General features: G+C 56.4%; 15 protein-coding genes. 6 read left to right on the forward strand and 9 right to left on the reverse strand.

Annotated features, from left to right (window positions below):
* Positions 1–920: 920 nt before the first annotated feature.
* The 9 genes from ACLQ3M_RS12340 to rlmB form a co-directional block, all read right to left on the reverse strand.
* Positions 921–1550 (reverse strand): DUF4830 domain-containing protein, encoded by a 630-nt coding sequence (locus tag ACLQ3M_RS12340; RefSeq protein ID WP_411677986.1) that lies wholly within the window; start codon positions 1548–1550, stop codon positions 921–923.
* A 99-nt stretch (positions 1551–1649) separates the two neighbouring features.
* The gene (locus ACLQ3M_RS12345; protein WP_411677987.1) at positions 1650–3722 is read right to left on the reverse strand and encodes an elongation factor G; all 2073 of its coding nucleotides are present in this window, start codon (positions 3720–3722) and stop codon (positions 1650–1652) included.
* Between the two features lie 212 nt (positions 3723–3934).
* A complete protein-coding gene (locus tag ACLQ3M_RS12350) occupies positions 3935–5224 on the reverse strand; it encodes a S41 family peptidase (RefSeq protein ID WP_411677988.1) in 1290 nt (429 codons plus the stop codon).
* A 183-nt stretch (positions 5225–5407) separates the two neighbouring features.
* Entirely contained in the window at positions 5408–6676 is a 1269-nt protein-coding gene (locus ACLQ3M_RS12355; RefSeq protein ID WP_411677989.1) for a S41 family peptidase, read from the reverse strand.
* A gap of 82 nt (positions 6677–6758) precedes the next feature.
* Positions 6759–7385 (reverse strand): hypothetical protein, encoded by a 627-nt coding sequence (locus ACLQ3M_RS12360; RefSeq protein WP_411677990.1) that lies wholly within the window; start codon positions 7383–7385, stop codon positions 6759–6761.
* Positions 7382–7882, reverse strand: a complete 501-nt coding sequence (locus ACLQ3M_RS12365) for a flavodoxin family protein (protein ID WP_411677991.1) — start codon at positions 7880–7882, stop codon at positions 7382–7384. Before ACLQ3M_RS12365 ends, ACLQ3M_RS12360 begins: the two co-directional genes overlap by 4 nt.
* Positions 7883–7943: 61 nt before the next feature.
* Positions 7944–8546, reverse strand: coding sequence for a TetR/AcrR family transcriptional regulator (locus ACLQ3M_RS12370; RefSeq protein ID WP_411677992.1), 603 nt, complete (start codon positions 8544–8546; stop codon positions 7944–7946).
* A gap of 897 nt (positions 8547–9443) precedes the next feature.
* Positions 9444–12470: a hypothetical protein gene (locus ACLQ3M_RS12375; RefSeq protein ID WP_411677993.1), complete on the reverse strand. Its 3027-nt coding sequence runs from the start codon at positions 12468–12470 to the stop codon at positions 9444–9446.
* Between the two features lie 18 nt (positions 12471–12488).
* Positions 12489–13259, reverse strand: coding sequence for a 23S rRNA (guanosine(2251)-2'-O)-methyltransferase RlmB (gene rlmB / locus ACLQ3M_RS12380; protein ID WP_411677994.1), 771 nt, complete (start codon positions 13257–13259; stop codon positions 12489–12491).
* Between the two features lie 399 nt (positions 13260–13658).
* Between rlmB and ACLQ3M_RS12385 the strand changes: the two genes are divergently transcribed.
* The 6 genes from ACLQ3M_RS12385 (at position 13659) to ACLQ3M_RS12410 (ending at position 20007) form a co-directional block, all read left to right on the forward strand.
* Positions 13659–14426, forward strand: a complete 768-nt coding sequence (locus ACLQ3M_RS12385; protein ID WP_411677995.1) for a DNA-3-methyladenine glycosylase family protein — start codon at positions 13659–13661, stop codon at positions 14424–14426.
* A gap of 105 nt (positions 14427–14531) precedes the next feature.
* Complete coding sequence (gene fba / locus ACLQ3M_RS12390) at positions 14532–15470, forward strand: class II fructose-1,6-bisphosphate aldolase (protein ID WP_411677996.1); 939 nt, start codon at positions 14532–14534, stop codon at positions 15468–15470.
* Between the two features lie 216 nt (positions 15471–15686).
* Complete coding sequence (larA, locus tag ACLQ3M_RS12395) at positions 15687–16961, forward strand: nickel-dependent lactate racemase (RefSeq protein ID WP_411677997.1); 1275 nt, start codon at positions 15687–15689, stop codon at positions 16959–16961.
* A 30-nt stretch (positions 16962–16991) separates the two neighbouring features.
* Positions 16992–17306: a UxaA family hydrolase gene (locus ACLQ3M_RS12400; protein WP_066645602.1), complete on the forward strand. Its 315-nt coding sequence runs from the start codon at positions 16992–16994 to the stop codon at positions 17304–17306.
* Positions 17303–18466: a UxaA family hydrolase gene (locus ACLQ3M_RS12405; RefSeq protein WP_411677998.1), complete on the forward strand. Its 1164-nt coding sequence runs from the start codon at positions 17303–17305 to the stop codon at positions 18464–18466. Before ACLQ3M_RS12400 ends, ACLQ3M_RS12405 begins: the two co-directional genes overlap by 4 nt.
* Before the next feature lie 137 nt (positions 18467–18603).
* Complete coding sequence (locus ACLQ3M_RS12410; protein WP_411677999.1) at positions 18604–20007, forward strand: GntP family permease; 1404 nt, start codon at positions 18604–18606, stop codon at positions 20005–20007.
* The last annotated feature ends 79 nt before the right edge of the window (positions 20008–20086 follow it).

Consider the following 20086-nt stretch of genomic DNA (forward strand, 5'->3'; position numbering starts at 1 on the left):
ACGGCGCCCACGGCTGAAGAATCGTGTTTTGCTTTACTTTCTCTCGCCGCTCTTGTTACCGACACTTTGGATGCAGCGTCACGCTGCCCCCCCGACCCGTACTTTGCATACTTTCGTACGGGATCGAAAGTATGGGCCCGTCCGGCCTGAGCACAAACTGAAAATAAGAAATAATTTGGGTTAAGGAGAACACCGCCCCAGAAAAATATAATGAGAATATTAAGACATCACAGCGCGATAGATGCCTTGCGTTCTCGTGCGGCCTGAGCACATTAAAATAAACTAAAAGAAATAATTATGAAAAGAAAACATAATTAAAAATTGCTAAAAGTAACGGCGAACGCCGCCGCTTTCAAACGATAAAAATATTTAGTTGAATTTTGGAAAATAAAGGATTATAATGAAATTGCAAGGCAAATAAAAAGCGCAATGCAGAGACAGAGTGCTAGCCCACTCTGCCCCCTGCATACGGAGTCCAAGCTCCATATACCACGGAATTCACCGCGCATTGCAGAAACCATTATACTTCCTTTTTCCGTTTTTGTACAGAGGGAAGAAAGATGGTCCACAATCTGATTGCGCGCGCGCCGGTGTATGGAATGACCCTTTTCCGTACCGGCGCTTTTTGTTTTCTTGCGGGTAGCGGCTGTCGCGCCTGGCAAAGGGTGAACTCCTCGGCAGGCACGCGGCGGCATGTTCCCCGCCGGCGAAACTGATGTTTGTGAAAAGAACTGTGGAAAAAGTAATGCAACCCCTACCATACCCGGCGCGCGCGGAGCGTTTTTGCCGGCAAAAGGGAGCAAAGCGCCCGTTCGGCGGGCGCTTTGCTCCTGATTTTTTTATGCCGGTCCGTCCGGACGGGGCGCGCCTGCGGTTTCCCCATTTTTAAGGGGCGAACCGCGCATGGGGGCCCAGCCTGCTCAGTCCGTCGGCCACGCGTTCGCGGGAATTTCCGACGAAGCCTTCGACTGCGCTTCCTCCACCGCCGATGAAACCGTCTTAGCCGGGGCCATGGTCAGCGCGTCGTCGTTCCCCCGCGCGAGCGTCGGTTCGTTGACGCCGTAGTCGTTGCTGTCGAGCTGCCCGTCAAAGCCGGTCATAAAGCCGTCCAGCGCCGGCGTGCAGAGGTCGCCGCCGACGACCTTGCCGTCGTAGACGAGCAAAGTCCCCCGCATGACCTCCTGTTCCGGGAAATTCGTGATTTCATACACCCACTGCTTGCAGGTTTTGCCCGCATAAGGGGCGAGGTCGAGCCCCTGCTCCTGCTGAATGTTGTTGTATTTTGTGTAAACGTCGTCAAATGTCTGCGGAATCGTCACTTCGCCGTCGGAAACCGACTGCGGCTTTACCTCCCAGCCGAACTGCTGAAAAAAGGCGACGCGCTCTTCGTTGGTCGAAGCGGCCAGGCTGTATTTTTTGCCGCTGTTGTCGGCTTGCGGCGCGGAGTTGTTCAGCTTCACCACAACAATGGCGGCGGTGACCACCAAAAGCACGGCCGCAAGAACGGCGATTGTTTTCCTTTTTCCCGTTTTAACCGAAATTACAAACATAATTCCGCCCCCTCAGGCAAATACATATGCCGGGGGGGCGGAAAAGATTCTCAGTTTCGACGGCAATTGCCCTGCCGCTGAAATAAAAATTAAGCGGGATCAGGCGTCCGCGGTCTCCGCGGAGGTGGAGGATTCCATGACCTTCTGCGCGACCTGCGGCGGAGCCTCCTCATACCGCGCAAAGGTAAAGGTAAACGAGCCGCGGCCCTGCGTCACCTGACGGACGAAGGTGGTAAAGTCGTGCATTTCCGACTGGGGAACGTCGGCCTCGATGGTCTGCGTCCCCGCTCCGGCCGGTTCCATGCCGAGCACGCGGCCGCGCCGTTTGTTGATTTCGCCCATCAGGTCGCCCATGTTGTCGTCCGGCACGGTGCAGCGCAGCGTGCCGATCGGTTCCAGCAGAACGGGGGAAGCCTTCGGCATCCCGGTTTTGTACGCGAGCGCCGCCGCCATTTTGAACGACATTTCGGACGAATCCACCGGATGATAGGAGCCGTCGTAAAGCGTCGCCCGCAGCCCGACCACGGGGTACCCGGCGAGCGGCCCCCGCTCGATGCACTCGCGCAGGCCCTTTTCCACCGCCGGGAAATAGCCCTTCGGCACCGAGCCGCCGACCACGCGCTCCGCGAATTCCAGCCCCTCGGCCTCGCACGGCTCGAATTCGATCCAGACGTCGCCGTACTGCCCGTGGCCGCCGGTCTGCTTTTTGTACTTGCCCTGCACCTGCACCTTTTTGCGGATGGTTTCGCGGTAAGCGACCCGGGGCATTTCCAGCTGAATCGCCACGCCGAATTTCTTCTTCAGCTTGGAGGCGAGCACGTCCAGATGCTGTTCGCCCATGCCGGAAACAATCATCTGGTGCGTTTCCGCGTTGGTGGAAAAGCGCAGGGTGGGGTCTTCCTCCGTGAGCCGTATGATGCCCTGCGCCACTTTATCCTCTTCCCCCTTGGCCTTGGGCAGAACCGCCATGGAAAGGGAGGGCGCCGGGTACTCGACCGGGGCGAGCTTCACCCTGCGCTCGGGGGAACAGAGCGTGTCGCCGGTTTTCGCCGAAAGCTTCGGCACCGCGCCGATGTCCCCGGCCGTGAGGTACGGGACGTCCTCCTGCTTTTTGCCGCGCGGAAGAATCGTTTTTCCGATGCGCTCCGGCTGGCCGGTCGTCATGTTCACCAGTCCGATGTCGGAGGATATTTTCCCCGAGATTACCTTCAGATAGGATAATTTTCCGATAAACGGATCCGCGACCGTCTTAAAGACGATTGCCGCAGACGGCGCCGTTTCGTCCACCGCAAGTTCAACCGGGCTGCCCCCTTCGTCCGTTCCGGTTTCGCCGCTTTTTTCCGCCGCGGAGGGCGCGAGCCAGACAAGGCCGTTTAAAAGCTGGTCGATCCCGTTTAAGAGAAGCGCGTCGCCGCAGAACACGGGGGAGACCGCCCCGGTTTTCACACCCCTGCTGATTCCGACGATGACTTCCTCCGGCGTAAAGCTCTCGCCGGAAAAATATTTGTCGAACATGTCGTCGCCCGTTTCCGCAACGGCTTCGTAAATCGCGGTGCGCAGGCCCTCAAGCCGCGTACCCATATCGGGCATTTTCACCTCGACCGCTTTTCCGTCATGGTATTCGTACGCCTTGTATTCCAGCACGTTGACGTAGATATTCGCCTTTCCGTTCTGGATATACGGCACGACCACCGGGCACACCGACGGGCCGAAATAGGATTTCAGGTTTTCAAACACCTTGTAAAAATCCGCGCTTTCATCGCACAGGCCGTTGACGAAAAAGATTTTGGAAAGCCCGCGCGCGTCCGCCGCGGCGGCGGCCTTTTCGGTTCCGACCGCGACGCCGTCTTTCCCGGAGACCGCGACCAGCATGCAGTCGGCGGCGCGGACCGCCTCGCACAGGCCGCCCTCAAAATCGAACAGGCCGGGCGCGTCCAGCAGGTTGATCTTGTTGTTTTTCCATTCGAGCGGAGCCACCGAAGTCAATACGGACGTTTTCCGTTTGATTTCCTCCGGGTCGAAATCGCAGACGGTATTTCCCTCACCGACCTTCCCCAGGCGGTCGGTGGCGCCGGAAAGATACAGCATCGCCTCGGCAATGCTGGTTTTTCCCGCGCCGCCGTGTCCCGCGAGCGCAATGTTTAAAATATGCTTCGCCTCATATTGTTTCATTAATAGCAGCTCCTTTCAGAGGTTGAAGAATTCATGAGATCAAACATACAATTACTCAACCGAATTTATGATAATTATAGCTTGTTGCTATAAAAAATACAATGGATTCGATTAATTTTGTTTGCTTTGCGCAGCACAATTCTCACGCGGAATTTTTGGCACTGTTGGACAAAAAAAGCCCGCCGGCTGCCCGGCGGACTTCCTTTTCAAATTCAGAAAGACGCTTCGGATCCGCCCCGTTTTTCAATCAAATCCAGGCAGGTTTGCAGCGCGTCCTCCCCCGGTTTGCAGCGAACATCCGGCGTTGTGCCGAACTCCTCGTTGCTGCCGCCGTCCGGGTTCAGCCCCAAACCTGCGGAAAACCTCAGGCAGATTCCAGAGTTCGGCAGGACGAAAAACAGCGGGGCAATTCCAATCCCGTCGCCGCCCGTCGGATCTCCGACGATCGTCGCAAAGCCGGTCTGCTTGCAGAAATGTGCAAATCCCTCCGCCGAAGAATACACGCCGTCATCCGTCAGAAGATAAAACTTCCCCTGAAACTCCTTTTTCCCGATTTTGCTTTTCATGTCAAACCGGTCCTTGATAAAATACTGCATTTGCGCAAGGTCGCTTTTGTTCAAATTCGACAGCTTCGGCAGTTCCGAAATCGGAAAAAACTGTGCGTGTTCCGTCGCTAGATAGTCGCGGCAGGCCTTTCCGCGAAACAAACTGTAATCCGTATAGGAAACGTCCTTCTCCAAGTTTGGCTCGACAATCAAATTCATCCAATACCCGTCGTCTCCGCCGCCGTTGCCGCGAATGTCGATAATACAGTTTTGATCGGACGCGTGCTCCTGAAAAAACTTCTCTATTTTCGGTATGTCAGGCTCGATGTGCTCATTCAAAAAGCTGTGAATCTGTAAGCACACTGTCCGACCTTTTCCAAACGGAATCGTGGTCACATTGCCATTGGAGTTCCCGGTTTCATTTGATAAAGAATAGGATTTTTTATCGCTGTATCCATAAAACGTCCTGCTGGCCGGATTGTTTAGAACGCTGTAAAAATATGCGTTCTGTGGTAATGAATGGTATTTTCCATAAAGTTGCGTACTATAGTCATACAGATTCTGATTAACCAAACACATATGACCGCAGCCTTGAAAATTTTCAGCGCAGGAATTCAGTCGGTCAAAAAAATCCTTGTCGCTCGACGCGTTTGCCACTTGGGCGCGGTATTTTTGCCGGATTTTCTGAAAATCATTTCCCGTTGTCCGCTCCGCAACGCCCATCAGGGGATAATTGTCGTCAATGTCCTTCCACATGGCGTCGTAGTCCGCCATCCGCTGTTCGCGCGTCAGCCTATGGCTGTCGATACTCAGGGTTGCGCCCACGCCTTTCACCTGTGACGACGAACTGCCGGGGCTTCCGTTGTTTCCGCCCGTTTTGGCCCCTGCCGCGGAGCATCCGGAAGAAAGCACCAATGCGGCCGCAAGAAAACAGACGATGCCAGTTTTCAGCTTCAATCGACTCACCTTAATTCGTTTGATGAATCAATTATAGCACTTATTTTTCCCGTTTTCAACTATTTTCTCGCATTGAAAAATTTCTACCGCTTTTGAAAATTTTCCCTCGCGACAAAGCGCCGACGCTTTCGGCCAACTGCTTCAGTGCGGCGAATTATATTAAATCAGGCAGGAAAGTCAATTTTAAGATTTTTCAATCAAATCCAGGCAGGTTTGCAGTGCGTCTTTTCCCGGTTCGCAGGGAACATCCGGCGTTGTGCCGAACTCCTCGTTGCTGCCGCCGTCCGGGTTCAGCCCCAAACACGGGGAAAACCGCAGGCAAATTCCCGAGTTCGGCAGGACGAAAAACAGCGGGGCAATTCCAATCCCGCCGCCGCCCGTCGGGTCCCCGACAATCGTCGCAAAACCGGTCTGTTTGCAGAAATGCGTAAATTCGTCCGCCGAAGAATACACGCCGTCGTCCGTCAGAAGATAAAATTTCCCCTGGAACTCCTTTTTCCCGGTTTTGCTTTTCATGTCAAACCGGTCCTTGATAAAATACTGCATTTGCGCAAGGTCGCTTTTGTTCAGGTTCGGCAGCTTCGGCAACTCGGAAATCGGAAAAAACTTTGTATTTTCTGTCGCTAGATAGTCACGGCAGGACTTTCCGCGAAACAAACTGTAATCCGTATAGGAAACATTATGGTCAATGTTCGGTCTAACAATCAGATTCCACCAATACCCATCGTTTCCGCCGCCGTTACCGCGAATGTCGATAATGCAGTTTTGGTCAGAAGCGTGCTCCTGAAAAAACTTCTCTATTTTCGGAGTGTCAGGCTCAATGTGCTCATTCAAAAAGCTGTGAATCTGTAAGCATACTGTCCGACCTTTGCCAAACGGAATCGTGGCCACATTGCCATTGGAGTTCCCGGTTTCATTTGGAAAGGAATAGGATTTTTTATCGCTGTATCCGTAAAACGTCCTGCTTGCGGGATTATTCAGAATACGGTAAAGATACGCGCAATGTGCTTGTGATTGGTGTTGTCCATAGAGTTGTGTACAATAGCCATACATATCCGGCTCAAACAAACACATATGGCCGCAGCCGTGAAAGTCCTCAATAGATGTTTCCATCCAATAAAAAAAGCTTTTGTCGCTCATAGCATTTGCCACTTGGTCGCGGTATTTTTGCCGGATTTTCTGAAAATCATTTCCCGTTGTCCGCTCCGCAACGCCCATCAGGGAATAATTGTCGTCAATGTCCTTCCACATGGCGTCGTAGTCCGCCAGCCGCTGTTCCCGCGTCAGCTTGTGGCTGTCGGAACTCATTACAGCGCCCACGCCTTTCACCTGTGACGACGAACCGCCGGGGCTTCCGTTGTTTCCGCCCGTTTTGGCCCCTGCCGCGGAGCATCCGGAAGAAAGCACCAATGCGGCCGCAAGAAAACAGACGATGCCAGTCTTCAGCTTCAATCGACTCACCTTAATTCGTTTGATGAATCAATTATAGCGCTTATTTTTTTCATTTTCAACTATTTTCTCACATGAAAAAACTCTACCGCTTTTGAAACAAATCTTTTTTCGCTAACCCGTTTGCCTTAGCCTGCTGCCGCCAGCCGATTTCCGCCGCCGTCTTGTACGCAATTCTGGGATAATTCGGGCTCGTAAACAAATCTTCCCCGCCCGACAAAGCATGGATGCTTTCCGCTAACTGCCGCAGCGCGGCGGAGAAATTCTTCTTCGGCCCTTTTCCCGGCGGCACGCCGGCAATGCCCGGCAGCATTCCACCGCCGCCGAGGCCGACTCCGCGCCCCCAGACAAGACCCGATTTTTCGCACCAGTTCCGCATGATGCGCAGCGCGTGCCGATTCTGGATCCCCTCGTAAAACCCGCAGTTGGCAACGGCGTACACCGTCGGGGGATTCTCTCTTTTGCGGAAGGATTCCTCCAGCCCCGCCATGCAGTTCAGAAGATGGGAGGGAATGCCGTCCACATAAAGCGGGAACGCAAACACCAGCGCGTCCTGATTCGCCAGCTCCTCCGTATTTTCCGGAAGCGCGGGGGTGTGGAATCCGTACTCCGTGACGGCGTGCTCCGCGAGCAGGCCTTTCAATTCTTCCAGAATCACGCCGGAGGCGCTGTCCTTTAATTTCGGGCTTGCATTGATCAATGCGATTTTCATGACAGCACCCCCTTGAAATCTTCCGCGCGCTCCGCGAAATGAACCTCGCCGGCCGTACCGTCGAGGTTCACCGTGTTGGCCTGCACCAGCTCCCGCGCGGTCTGCCGCTCCGCTGCGGTGATGTTTTCTCCGTAAAAACAGACCGACAGTTTGAAACGGTTGTCGTATCGTCCCTTGTGGTGCATTTCTCCGTTGCGGATGGTAAAGTCCGGAAGACTGTACGAAATATTTCTGTCTACTACATTTTTGACGAACGGACTGAATCCGCCGTAAAAGCACCTGCTGATCAGAATCAGCTCCTCGCACTGCGCCAGCAGCGCGCTCACGGTCTCGTACCCGTCGTGAATGACGCACTGCCCCGGGGTTTTGACCCAGCAGCCGAAGCAGCCGACACAGTGGCGAATCTTCCCATTGTCGGAAATCACGCGGATTCCGGATTGCTTCGGGAGGATCGTTTCCGCCTGCTCCGGCGTCAGATCATGAATGATCAGTTTCATTTGTTGTTCAACCTTTCTTCGCCGGAACGGTTTCCGGCGCGATTCTCGAGTTCCTTACGGCTCAGACGCAGGGCTTTTCTCCGGACGACGGCCCCGCGGAATTCTCTTCTTTCCGGATTTGGCTCAAAAAGGAGAAGAACGCGAAATCCACCTGCGGATGAATATCCTCAAACGGAAGCTTCGCCGCTTCCGCCGCAAGCATGCAGGCGATCCCGTGCGTATAAATCATCATGCTCATATAAAGCCGCCGGGCGCCCGCTTCCGTAAGGCCGAGCGTCGATTCTATTTCCTGCGTAACGCCGTTCACCGCGCATTGGCGGTAAACCTCCTCAAAGGTGTTTGCCTTCATGTAGGGCGAGAGGAACAAAAACCGGAACAGGTTCTTTTCCTCCTTTGCAAAGGCCAAATGGCATTTGCCGGCGGATTGGAACCGCTGCTCCGGGTCCGACCGTTCTTCGATGAATCGGTATAAATACCGGCGGCAGCCCTCAAACAGCTCCGTCATCAGTTCTTCCATCCCGCCGAAATAGCTGTAAATCGGCTGGACGGAGCACCCCGCCTCTTCCGCGATTCTTCGCGCGTTCAGCTCGCCGGCCCCCTGCTCCCGCAGGACCCGGAACGCGGCCCGCAGAATTTCTTCTTTCGACGTCTTTTGCTTCGGCAATTCGAATCACCCTTATATTACGTTTGTTATATAACACCTGTAATATATAATATTCCGTGCCGTTTGTCAAGCTGAAATTCATGGAATCCCAAAACGGCTTCAAAAAAGCCCGGGCGCACAATGGAACCGGCGCCGGGGCTTTTTCAATAGCCGAAAAATACTGTTGAAATCTGGAAAAAACAGGTTTATAATGAAAATTGCAGGGCAGAAACAAAAAGTGCAAAGCAGGAACAGGGTGTCGGAAGCACCCTGCCCCCTGTATACGGAGTGCACGCTCCATACACAACGGTTTTCACCGCGCAATGCAGGACTTATTATACTTCCTTTTTCTGTATTTGTACAGAGGGGGGAAGGGTTCGCAAGTCCGTTGAGATTGCACGCGCGCACCGGTGTATGGAATGAAAAAATTCCGTACCGGTGCTTTTTGTTGCCTTGCGGGGGCGGCGTACCGCGATTCATTTTTTCGCACGGGAAGTTTGGAAAAGCTTTGCGGTACCGTTTGTTCCCGCCGGCGGCGGGTGTGTGCCTGAAAGGGCGCGGTGAAAGGAAGTAGTAAAAATAAAAGCGTCGTCCCGCGGTTTTGCGGAGCTTAGGCAAGCTTCGGCAGAGCCGACGGGCCAGCGCGCCGGAATCGGGACCGACCCGGCCTGTGAAACGCGAACGCGCGAAGGGGCCGAAAAAGACCGCCGACGGCGAAGAAAAAAGGAGTGGAGCGCCTCGTTTGGGCGTTCCGCTCCCACTTTTTATCAGATTGCGCCGTCCCGGTCCATCCGGACCGGACGCGCCTGCGGCGTTCACGACTTTCGCTTTCGGGAGTGGCTACCCTCTATCCCGCCCGGCAAAGCCATGAACTTGCTCCGTTCCCAACGGCGGGTCGTTGGTGCGGCGGTACGCTGCTCAGGGTCGGCGGATGCGGGGGACGAGGAAAACAGCAAAAGCCCAGAACGCCTCATAAATGGAAAGCGCGGTCAAACTAAGCTGCTCAAGCCCGGAGTAAAGCGACAAAAACGCCACGAGCGCGAACCCCAGCCCCACGGCGGCGGCCTGAAGCGCGACGGCGATGGAGATGTTCCCGCGCTGCCGGACGCATCCCGTCAGCAGGCGCAGCATGGAAAAGGCCCGCCCCTTCGTCGCGATCATCGCGTCCGCCCGATCCGGTTCCGCGGAAACAAGATCGGTGTAAATCTGGCCGAGCTGTTCCGGCAGAACGGTAATTTCCTGCTCGTACAGCCCGAAGCACTCCGCCAGAAAGCGCGGCGTGATATTCGGGTCGCTGGTTCGCACGATCAGGCCGATCCCGTTGCGCTCCATCCGGCGCAGCTCCTGCGAGCGCCGCAGGTCAGAGCGGTAATTGATGATGAACATGGCGACCAGGCACCCTTCGGTCGCGAGATAGACAAGCCGCTTCCCGCTTTGAATATACTTCTTCTCATAATCGCGGGACGGCGGCTCGATGCCGTGCGCCCGCATCAGCTCACGGGTTCCGATCAGAATCTGCCGACCGGAAACGGTCCCGGTCACGCCCCTGCCGTCCTCATAGACCGGCTCGCCGATTTTGGGCAGGATTTCCCGGCGGCTTTTGATGATCTGGTCGAACAGGTCCGAAAGCGGGCCGCCGACCGTACCCATCAGCGCGGCGGCGTCCAGAATCGCCTCGTCGATGCGCTGCCCGGCAAACGTGCGGATGCCGTTCAAAATCACCGTTCCGCGCGGGAAGAGGTCCTCCGCGTCCAGCATCACGGCGTTTGTCGCGCTGAAGCGGTCGATCGCCGCCCAGCCGGAAACCATCGACCCGCCGCGGCGGGCGATGTTGCTCAGCCGGGAAACAGGCAGGTTGACGCAGAGCATGTTTGTGAACGGAACGCAGATGCAGCAGGACGCCGCGAAGGCGGTCAGCGAGGAAACCGCGTTCCCGGTCAGGAACGCGCACCCGATGCAAAGCGCCAGACTGAGCAGAAACCCGGCGGGAGCCAGCACCTGCGAAACATGGTCGGCCGGGTCCGGCGCATAGGAAATCCGCAGGAAATTGCGGAGAAACGCCGCCTTCGACTGGTAGGCGATGCGCGGCTCGCCGATCACGCAGTCCTTGGCAAGACGCAGAGAGGTATTGTAATCGCCGTAGATTCTGACGGCGTATTTCGGCTCTTTCGCGCAAAGGTACCGGAAGTTGGAATAGATGCGCCTTGCCATGCTGAATTTGCCGCAGGCGTTCAGGAACAGGGCCGCGGCGGCGAGCGGGGCGTACAAATAAATTCCCTGCGGAACGCCGAGAACGAGCAGCACCACCGTCTGGATCAGCACGGCCAGAACCGCGACGGCCGCCGCCGAATCGGAGTTTGCCTGAAAGGAGGTCAGCCCCCGGAGTCCGTTCCAGAAAGTTGGAAAGCTGAACGCCGCCGCGATAATCAGAAACACAAGCTGGAGGACCGGGTAAGCCCCGCCGTTCAGAACCGTATGTAGCTCCGGCGGAAGAATCGCCGGATGCTCGGCCAGAAAGCCGACTAAAAGCAAAATCAGAGTTGCGATGCCCGTCACGGCCAGCCGGAGGGACAGCCGGGTGACGTTTTGCAGAAGGTCGCGCCGGACGGAGGGCGCGTCCTCCTCATCCGTATAATCGTCCAGCTCCTCCTGTTCCCCGAACGGCTCGGCGGCCGACTCCTCCGGCTCCTCGCTCCCGAACAGGCGGAACCGGCGTTTGGTTCCGCGCGCCGGAGGCTGATCTTCCTCCCCGGCCCGCGGTTCGGGCAGGGGGTTTTCACCGATCAGCGGGCCGGGCACGGGCCAGTTTCCCAAATGCTCCGGGTCGTCCGGCGCGAAGTCCGGCTCAGGGTTTGGCTCCCGCTTTTGACCCGGCTCTTCCTCCGGCTCCGGAATCGGGCCGCTCTCATGTTTGGGGAACGGGATCGGCTCCGGCGGTTCGGGCAGCGGATAGGCCGCGGCCTCCGCCGTCAGAATCTCCCGGAATGACCTGGGTTTGATCACGTGGGTCGGCACGGCGCACGCGCGGTACTGCGGTTTTTGCCCGTCGGCCGGTTCCGTGCGCGGCGGGGGAGTGTGCCGGTCCTCTTTTGCCTGCGGCGGCTGCTTTACCGGCTCTTTCACCGGCACGGGCGGAGTTTCCTCCGCTTTCGCAGGACCGCTGTCTTCCTTTTCGGCGGAATCCGCCGGCTGTTCGTCCGGTTCCTGCCGCCCGCCCGTTGTGATTTCGGGTTTTCCGGGCGGCTGCGGCACGGGTTTCGTCACCGGAGGGCGCACCTCCGGCTGGCGCTGCGGCCCGGGCGTCACCGCCGGGTCGTGGGGGCGCTCCGGCTGCGGAACCTCCGGCTCCTGCGGCCCGGGCGCCGGAACCTCCGGCCCGCGCGAAGGCTCTTCCTGCGGCAGAATTTCGTCGGGGTCAAGGCCCGCCTGCCGCATGATTTTTTCCAGCCGCTCGTGGCGTTCCCTGTGAATCCGTTCAAAGGTCTCCGCCATATCCGGGGCGTCTTCCTCCGCGCTTCCGTCAAAAAGGTAGGGGAAACTGGAACCGGTTTCGTCCCGGTTCGCGCGCTCACCCCCGGAGCGGACGGTCTTTTCATATTCCTTGCGGTACTCCTCCAGCGGCTTGAGCTGAAGGCCGTAATAAAGGTCATCCTCCTCGCGGAATTCCTCTTCCTTTTTCTTGCGCCCGAACAGGGAAAACCGGCGCTTTTTCCGTTTCGGCTCCGGTTCGTCCCCGCCGGGCTCCTCTTCGGCAGACTCTTTCTCCGTTCCCGCTTCCATATTCAGCGCACGGCGGGCCCCCTGCAGAATTTCCTCTCTGTCGGGCGGCTCGCTTCGCGCGGTGCCCGGGGCCGGGGATGTTTCGCGGTCCTTGATGATGCGTGCCTCCGCTAGGATTTCTTCGACCGAATAATCTTTCTGCGGAGTTTTTCCGTTGTCGTCCATTCGATCCGCACTCCCGTATTATTTTGTCTTAATTCCAAGCCGCTGCCGGGCGATTTCATAACAGATGATACCGCATGCGACGGAAGCATTAAGCGAGTTTATCTTTCCCCTGATCGGCAGGGATATTACAAAATCCGATTTTTCTTTGACCAGCCGCCCGACGCCGAACCCCTCCGATCCGATGACCACCGCCGTCGGGCCGGAATAATCCGCTTCGCACCACGGCTGGCCGTCCATGTCGGCGGCATAAATCCACACGCCGCGTTTTTTCAGGTCCTCCAGCGTGCTGGCCAGGTTGGTGACCCGCGCGACCGGAACGTATTCCACGGCGCCGGCGCTGGATTTTCCAACGGCCCACGTCAGCCCGACGCTGCGCCGCGACGGCAGAATCACCCCGTGCGCGCCGGAACATTCCGCCACGCGCAGAACGGCGCCCAGGTTGTGGGGGTCCTCCAGCCCGTCGGCAAGAATCAAAAACGGCGGCTCTCCGCGTTCCTGTGCCAGTTGAAACATATCATCGACCGTCGCGTATTCCTTCGCGGCCGCGATGGCGGCCACGCCCTGGTGAACCGCCCCGGCGCACATAAAGTCCAGCTTTTTGGGGTCGATTTCCTTGACGGGAATGCCGCGCTGCTTCGCCTTGGCAATTAAAGCGGCGACTGAGCCGGACCTTTCCCCCCGCGCAAGGCAGAGCTTGTCGATCGCCCTGCCGCTTCTCAGCGCCTCCGCGACGGCGTTCCTTCCGGCGATTACGCCGCTGTCCTGTTGTATTTCTCCGCCGTTTTTCAACTTGCACCTCTCCAAATCCGGATGACATCCTGTATTGATACTGGTTATTATACCATATTTTACAGAAAACAGCAGGAAATTTCCTCAAGTTTCATTGATTCCCCGCAAGTATGCAGCGGGAAAACGCCCGTGCAAGGCCGATTATACCCATCGTATTTACATGAGTTGACATAAAATACGCGAACAAGCTGTGGAAAACTCTGTGGAAAATGTTGATAAGTCAGGCGGGCCGACTGTGGAAAATGTGAATTCATAAAACTGCATATTCAATTATGTAAACCTAAGACGGCGCTTTTCCACTTTCTGCCGATAACCGTCCGTATTCCCGGAGCGGTTGAAGCGCGGCCCGGTCCATGCTATAATAAACGCTGATTTCAGCAAAAAAGGAGGGACGGCGTCATGAATCTGGACACGCTCGGCCAGAGTGTGGACTGCGGGCAGTGCTTCCGCTGGGAGCGCCTGCCGGACGGCTCCTGGAGCGGCGCGGCCGGAAGCCGGTGCGTTCACGTCACGGGGGAAAACCTCGGCGGCGTGCTGTCGGACGCGTTCTGGGCGGACTATTTCGACATGGGCCGCGACTACGAAGCGATCCGCGAGCGGTTCTGCGCGCTCGACCCGATTCTGGGGCAGGCCGCGCGCTACGCGCCGGACCTGAGGATTCTGAACCAGGACCCATGGGAAGCGCTTTGCTCGTTCCTTTTGTCCCAGTGCAACAACATCAAACGGATTAAAGGCCTGGTTTCCCGCCTGTGCAAAACCTACGGGGAATCAAACGGCGCGTGCGCTTCGTTTCCCCAACCGGAAGCGCTCGCCGTGCTTTCGGAGCAGGACCTGCGCGCGCTTGGGTGCGGGTACCGGGCGGGGTATCTGGTTGGCACGGCCCGCCGGGTTGCGGAAGGCGCGCTGGATTTTGAGCGCCTGCGCCGCCTTCCGCTGGAAGAAGCGAAGCGGGAGCTGACTGCGCTGCCCGGGGTCGGGCCGAAGGTCGCGGACTGCGCGCTGCTGTACGGCCTTCACCGGTTGGAGGCGTTCCCGATGGACGTCTGGATGAAGCGCGCGATGAAAGTGCTCTTCCCCGGGCGAAAACCGGAAGATTTCGGGGAATACGCGGGCATTGCACAGCAGTATATTTTCCATTACAGCCGAAACCATCCGGAGTTGTTCTGAACAAAAAGATCATTAAATTTTTAACAATCTCTATCCCTTTCCATATTTATCTTTTCCGGAGAATGAGGTATAATAAAGGAAATTAAACATTAGGAGTGAAAGCCGATGTCGTTGGTCAATACAAAAGATATGTTTCAAAAGGCCTACAACGGCGGGTATGCCGTCGGGGCATTCAACGTCAACAACATGGAAATTGTGCAGGGTATCACCGAAGCGTGCGCGGAGCTGAAAGCCCCGGTGATTCTGCAGGCTTCCGCGGGCGCGCGCAAGTATGCCTCCCACACCTATCTGGTCAAGCTGGTCGAGGCGGCGGTCGTGGAAAACCCGGATATTCCGATCGCGCTGCATTTGGATCACGGCCCTTCCTATGAAGTCTGCAAAGACTGCATTGACGGGGGATTCACTTCCGTCATGTTTGACGGCTCCTCCAAGCCGTACGAGGAAAATGTGGAAGAAGCGCGCAAGGTTGTGGAGTACGCCCATAAGTACAACGTGACCGTGGAAGCCGAGCTCGGCAGGCTCGCCGGGATTGAAGACGCTGTGGCGGTTGAGGACGATAAGGCGCAGTTTACAGACCCGGATCAGGTTCAGGATTTTGTCAAGCGCACCGGCGTCGATTCCCTCGCCATCGCAATCGGAACAAGCCACGGCGCTTATAAATTCAAGCCGGGCCAGAAGCCCCAGCTCCGCTTCGACATTCTGGAGGAAGTCGCTTCGCGCCTGCCCGGATTCCCGATCGTGCTGCACGGCGCTTCGAGCGTCATTCCGGAATTCGTTCAGATGATCAACCAGTACGGCGGAAAGATGCCGGACGCGATCGGCATTCCGGAGGACATGCTCCGCAAGGCCGCGACCATGGCGGTCTGCAAAATCAACATCGACTCCGACCTCCGTCTTGCCATGACGGCAAGCGTCCGCAAATACTTTGCGGAGCATCCGGACCACTTTGATCCCCGCCAGTACCTCAAACCCGCCCGCGACGCGATCAAAGGAATGGTCGAGCATAAAATCACCGCGGTTCTCGGCTGCGCCGGAAAGGCCTGATCTTCGGCATCTCGCTTCTATGAATTGCCAATTCCCCTGTCTCCGTCTGAGGCAGGGGAATTTTTTATACATATATAACAATTATTTGTTTCATAATGGAATCTTTTTAACAAAATTCACTTTTAATTCTGATCTGTAAATTATAAATCAGTGTAGAGTGTAATATAAATTGTGTCATGTATACAATGTACATAAAACAAGATAGGAGGGCCTTTCTTGAAAACAATACCGATTCCATATTACAGGTCGACTTTGGACCTGCATGTTGAGGAACAGAACCTTGCCGCGGTCATCACCGCCAAAATGCACGGGGTTCGGGCGGAAAAAAGCGAACAGGAGCTTGTCCGCGACGCCCTTGCGCATCCGATCGGCACCAAAAGCCTGCGCGAACTGGCGAAGGGAAAGCAGAAAGTCGTCGTCGTAACCAGCGACCACACGCGGGCGGTGCCGAGCAAAATCACGCTGCCGATCCTGCTCGCCGAAATCCGGTCCGGCAACCCGGCCGCCGAGATTACGATCCTGATCGCAACCGGCCTGCACCGGGCGACGACGGAGGAAGAGCAGAGAAAGATGTTCGGCGACGAAATCGTGGATCACGAAAAAATCGTCGTCAACGACGCGTTTCGGCCCGAGGATTTCGTGTTCGTGCAAAAGCTACCCTCCGGCGCGGATTTTCATGTGAACCGCCTTGCGACCGAGTGCGACCTGCTGGTGACGGAAGGCTTCATCGAACCCCATTTCTTCGCGGGGTTCTCCGGCGGACGCAAAAGCATTCTTCCGGGAATCTGCTCTCAGGAAACCGTCAATGAAAATCACAGCTTTCAGGCGATCGCCAGTCCCTACGCGAAAGCGGGGGTGCTCTCCCACAACCCGATCCACGAAGACATGGTCTGCGCGGCCCGCGCGGTCAACGTCCGGTTTATTCTGAACGTCGCGCTGGACGGAAATAAAAAAATCATCTCGGCGTTCGCGGGCGACCTGGAGCAGGCGCATGAAAAGGGCTGCGATTTTATCAGGAGCCTTTCCCAGTGCCCGGTCGTCACCGGAGATATTGTCGTTACAAGCAACGGCGGCTACCCTCTGGACCAGAACCTTTACCAGGCCCCGAAAGCGGTCGCGACCGCCGAAGCCTGCGCGGGGGAGGACGGAGTCATCATCATGTGCGCGTCCTGCGTTGACGGTATGGGCGGAACTCATTTTGAAAAACTGATTCTCTCCGGCACCGTGGATGAAATCGAAAAGCGCCTTTCCGCCATCCCGCCGAAAGAGACCATCCCGGAGCAGTGGTGCGCTCAAATCTACTCCCGTATTCTGAAAAAGCACAAGATCATTCTTGTAACCACCTATCTGGACCATGACCTGGTGCGCAGGGCAAACATGATTCCGGCTTCCAGCCCGGACGAGGCGCTCGCCATGGCGTATGAAATCAAGGGAAAGGACGCGAAGGTGGTTGTCATCCCGGACGGCGTTTCGGTTCTGGCGGTCAAATAACCGGACATTTTGTGAAGGAGGTATTTTAATATGAGCCTGCAGCTGGCCTTAAAAATCAATGACCGGGACAATGTGGCGACGATTTTCGCCGACGGCATTGTCTCCGGAAGCGAGGTGGAGGTGCGCGACAAACAGGGGAATTCCGAAATAATCAAAGTGCTGGGCGACATCCCCTTCGGACACAAGATTGCGCTGAAAGACATTCACCCGGGCGAGGAAATCTTCAAGTACGGCGAAGAAATCGGGGCCGCCACCAAGGAAATCAAAAAGGGCGAGTATGTTCATGTGCACAACCTGGACAGCATGCGCGGCCGCGGCGACCTGAAAGGAGAGCGGAACAAATGAATTTTATGGGTTATGTCAGACCGGACGGGAAGGTCGGCGCAAGGAACCATGTGGCGGTCATCCCCAGCGTCATCTGCGCCAACGACGTCGCGCAGGCGATTGTCGGCCAAGTGCAGGGCACGGTCGGTTTTTTCCACCACCAGGGCTGCTGTCAGCTGCCGCCGGACCTCGAGCGCGTCACGGACACCCTCATCGGCTTGGGGTGCAGCCCGAATGTCGGCGCGGTGCTGATCGTAAGCCTTGGGTGCGAAGGCACCGACCATGAGCGGATGCTTGAAACCATCGCCAAAACGGGCAAGCCGGTTCAGATCATCCGCATTCAGGAGCTGGGCGGCGCAAGCCGCGCGATTCAGGCGGGAATCGACGCCGCGCAGGAGCTTGTCAGGCAAATTTCCGGGCTGCAGCGCGAACCGGCCGACCTTTCGAACATCGTCATGGCGATCAAATGCGGCGCGTCGGACACGACGAGCGGAATGGCCTCCAACTGCGTTGTCGGCTACGTCGCCGATAAAATGGTGGACCTGGGCGCAACGGTGGTGTTCGGCGAGACAACCGAATTCATCGGCGCCGAGCATATTCTGGCGCGCAGAGCCGTGAACAGGGAAGTGGCCGACAAAATTTACGAAATCGTCAACCGGATGGAAACGAGGGCGAAATCCCTCGGCTGCGACATGAGGAAAGGGCAGCCCACCCCCGGAAATATCGCGGGCGGACTCTCCTCCATTGAGGAAAAATCCCTGGGCGCAATCGTAAAATCCGGTTCCAGGCCGATTCAGGGCGTTCTGGAGTACCCGGACATGGTGAACGGCCAAAAGGGCCTTTGGATTAAGGACACCCCCGGCCGCGAACCGGAAATCCTGACCGGAATGGCCTGCACGGGCGCGCAGTTCATGATGTTTTCCACGGGGCGCGGTGCGCCGCAGGGCTTCCCGAGCATGCCCGTCGTGAAAATCTGCGGCAACCCGAACACCTTTGAGCGCATGAGCCACGACATGGACCTGAACGCCGGTTTGATCATCAAGGGCGAAAAAACGATTGAACAGGTTGGCGAGGAGGCTTTTCAGAAAGCCCTATGTGTTTTAAACGGTGAAATGACGAAAAACGAAGCGATTAAGTATTTCAATTCCATCGACATTCACACCCTGGGGCCTGTCATTTAAGTCCTCACTCTTTTCGCGATTCGGCCGCAAGACCTTCCAATGCGGTTCATCTGGTAATCTCATTTCTGCGATGACTGGGGAAAACGGCTTTTTCACTTGGGAAAGCACACTTTGTATTGTTAAGGGAGATTGTCATTATGATCAGTATTATTGCGCTTTTAATCGGCATCGCGCTGCTCATCTTTTTAGTCGTCAAGACAAAAATCCAGGCGTTTCCCGCGTTGATCCTTTCCGCAATCGTCATCGGGCTTCTGTCCGGCCTTTCGACCGACAAAACCATCAGCGCTGTCACCAAGGGGTTCGGCAATACCCTGGGCAGCATCGGCATTGTCATCGGCCTTGGCTGCATCATGGGAAAATTCATGGAAAAAAGCGGAGCGGTCAAGCGAATGGCGCTGACCATCCTCAAAAGAATCGGCATTAAACGGGCGGATGTTGTTTTGGGCATCACCGGTCTGCTGGTTTCCATTCCCGTCTTCTGCGATTCCGGTTTCGTCATTCTTTCCTCCCTTGCGAAGGAATTCTCAAGACTGACGCGTAAATCCATGATCCTGATGGGCGGCCTGCTCGGCATGGGACTTTACATCACGCATTTCCTGGTTCCGCCGACCCCCGGCCCGCTGGCCGTCTGCGGCGCGTTTGGAATCGACATCGGGGAATTCATTCTTTACGGCGTTTTGCTTGCAATTCCTCTGTTCCTTGTGGCTGTATTCTATTTCCGCTGGGTTGCAAAAAAGAATCCTGACATCATTCCCGAAATGGGGGAAGAGGATTTCAGCCAGCTTTCCGCAGATCAGCGCGCCGCACTTCAAAAAATTGAAGCAAAGCAAAAAAGCGGCCGCGACCTTACCAACGACGATTTTAACGAGCTGCTGAAGGACGAAGCCATGCCGGGAACCTTTATTTCCTTTGCAACCCTGTTGGTTCCGATTCTTCTGATTCTGACCAACACGGTTCTGGGCTTTATGAAGGTTACGGGCCCGGTCAAATCGTTCTTCACCCTGTTCGGCTCCCCGGTCTGCGCGCTCTTTATCTCGGTACTGATGGGCGTTTACCTGCTCTGCGGAAAAATGCCGAAAGGCGAAGCTCTTAAAACAATGGAATCCGCGCTGGCGGACGGCGGCCTGATCGTGTTCGTAACCGGCGCGGGCGGCGCGCTCGGCGGTGTTATTTCGGCAACCGGCGTCGGCACCCTGATGGCAAAAAGCATTGTGGCGGCGGGGCTTCCCGCAATTCTCGTTCCTTTGCTTGTGGGCACGCTGCTCCGTTTCCCGCAGGGCTCCGGAACCGCGGCAATGGTCACGGGCGCTTCCATCCTCGCGCCGATGCTCCCCACGCTGGGAATCAATCCGGTTCTGGCGGGCCTGGCCCTCTGCTCAACTGCAATGTGCCCGTCCTACATGAACGACTCCTACTTCTGGGTTGTGACCAGATTCAGCGGATTCGACGAAAAGACCTCCCTGAAGACATGGACCCCCGCAACCGTGCTGATTCCGCTTGTTTCTTCCGTAATCCTGATTCTTGTGAGCGTAATTTTCTGAAATCTTTGCAGTATATTTTTAGCCCGCCTTGTATACAACACACCGTATACTTGGCGGGCTAAGTTTATTTTACAGAGTT

The organism is Caproicibacter sp. (assembly GCF_046707225.1).
GTDB lineage: Bacteria > Bacillota > Clostridia > Oscillospirales > Acutalibacteraceae > Caproicibacter.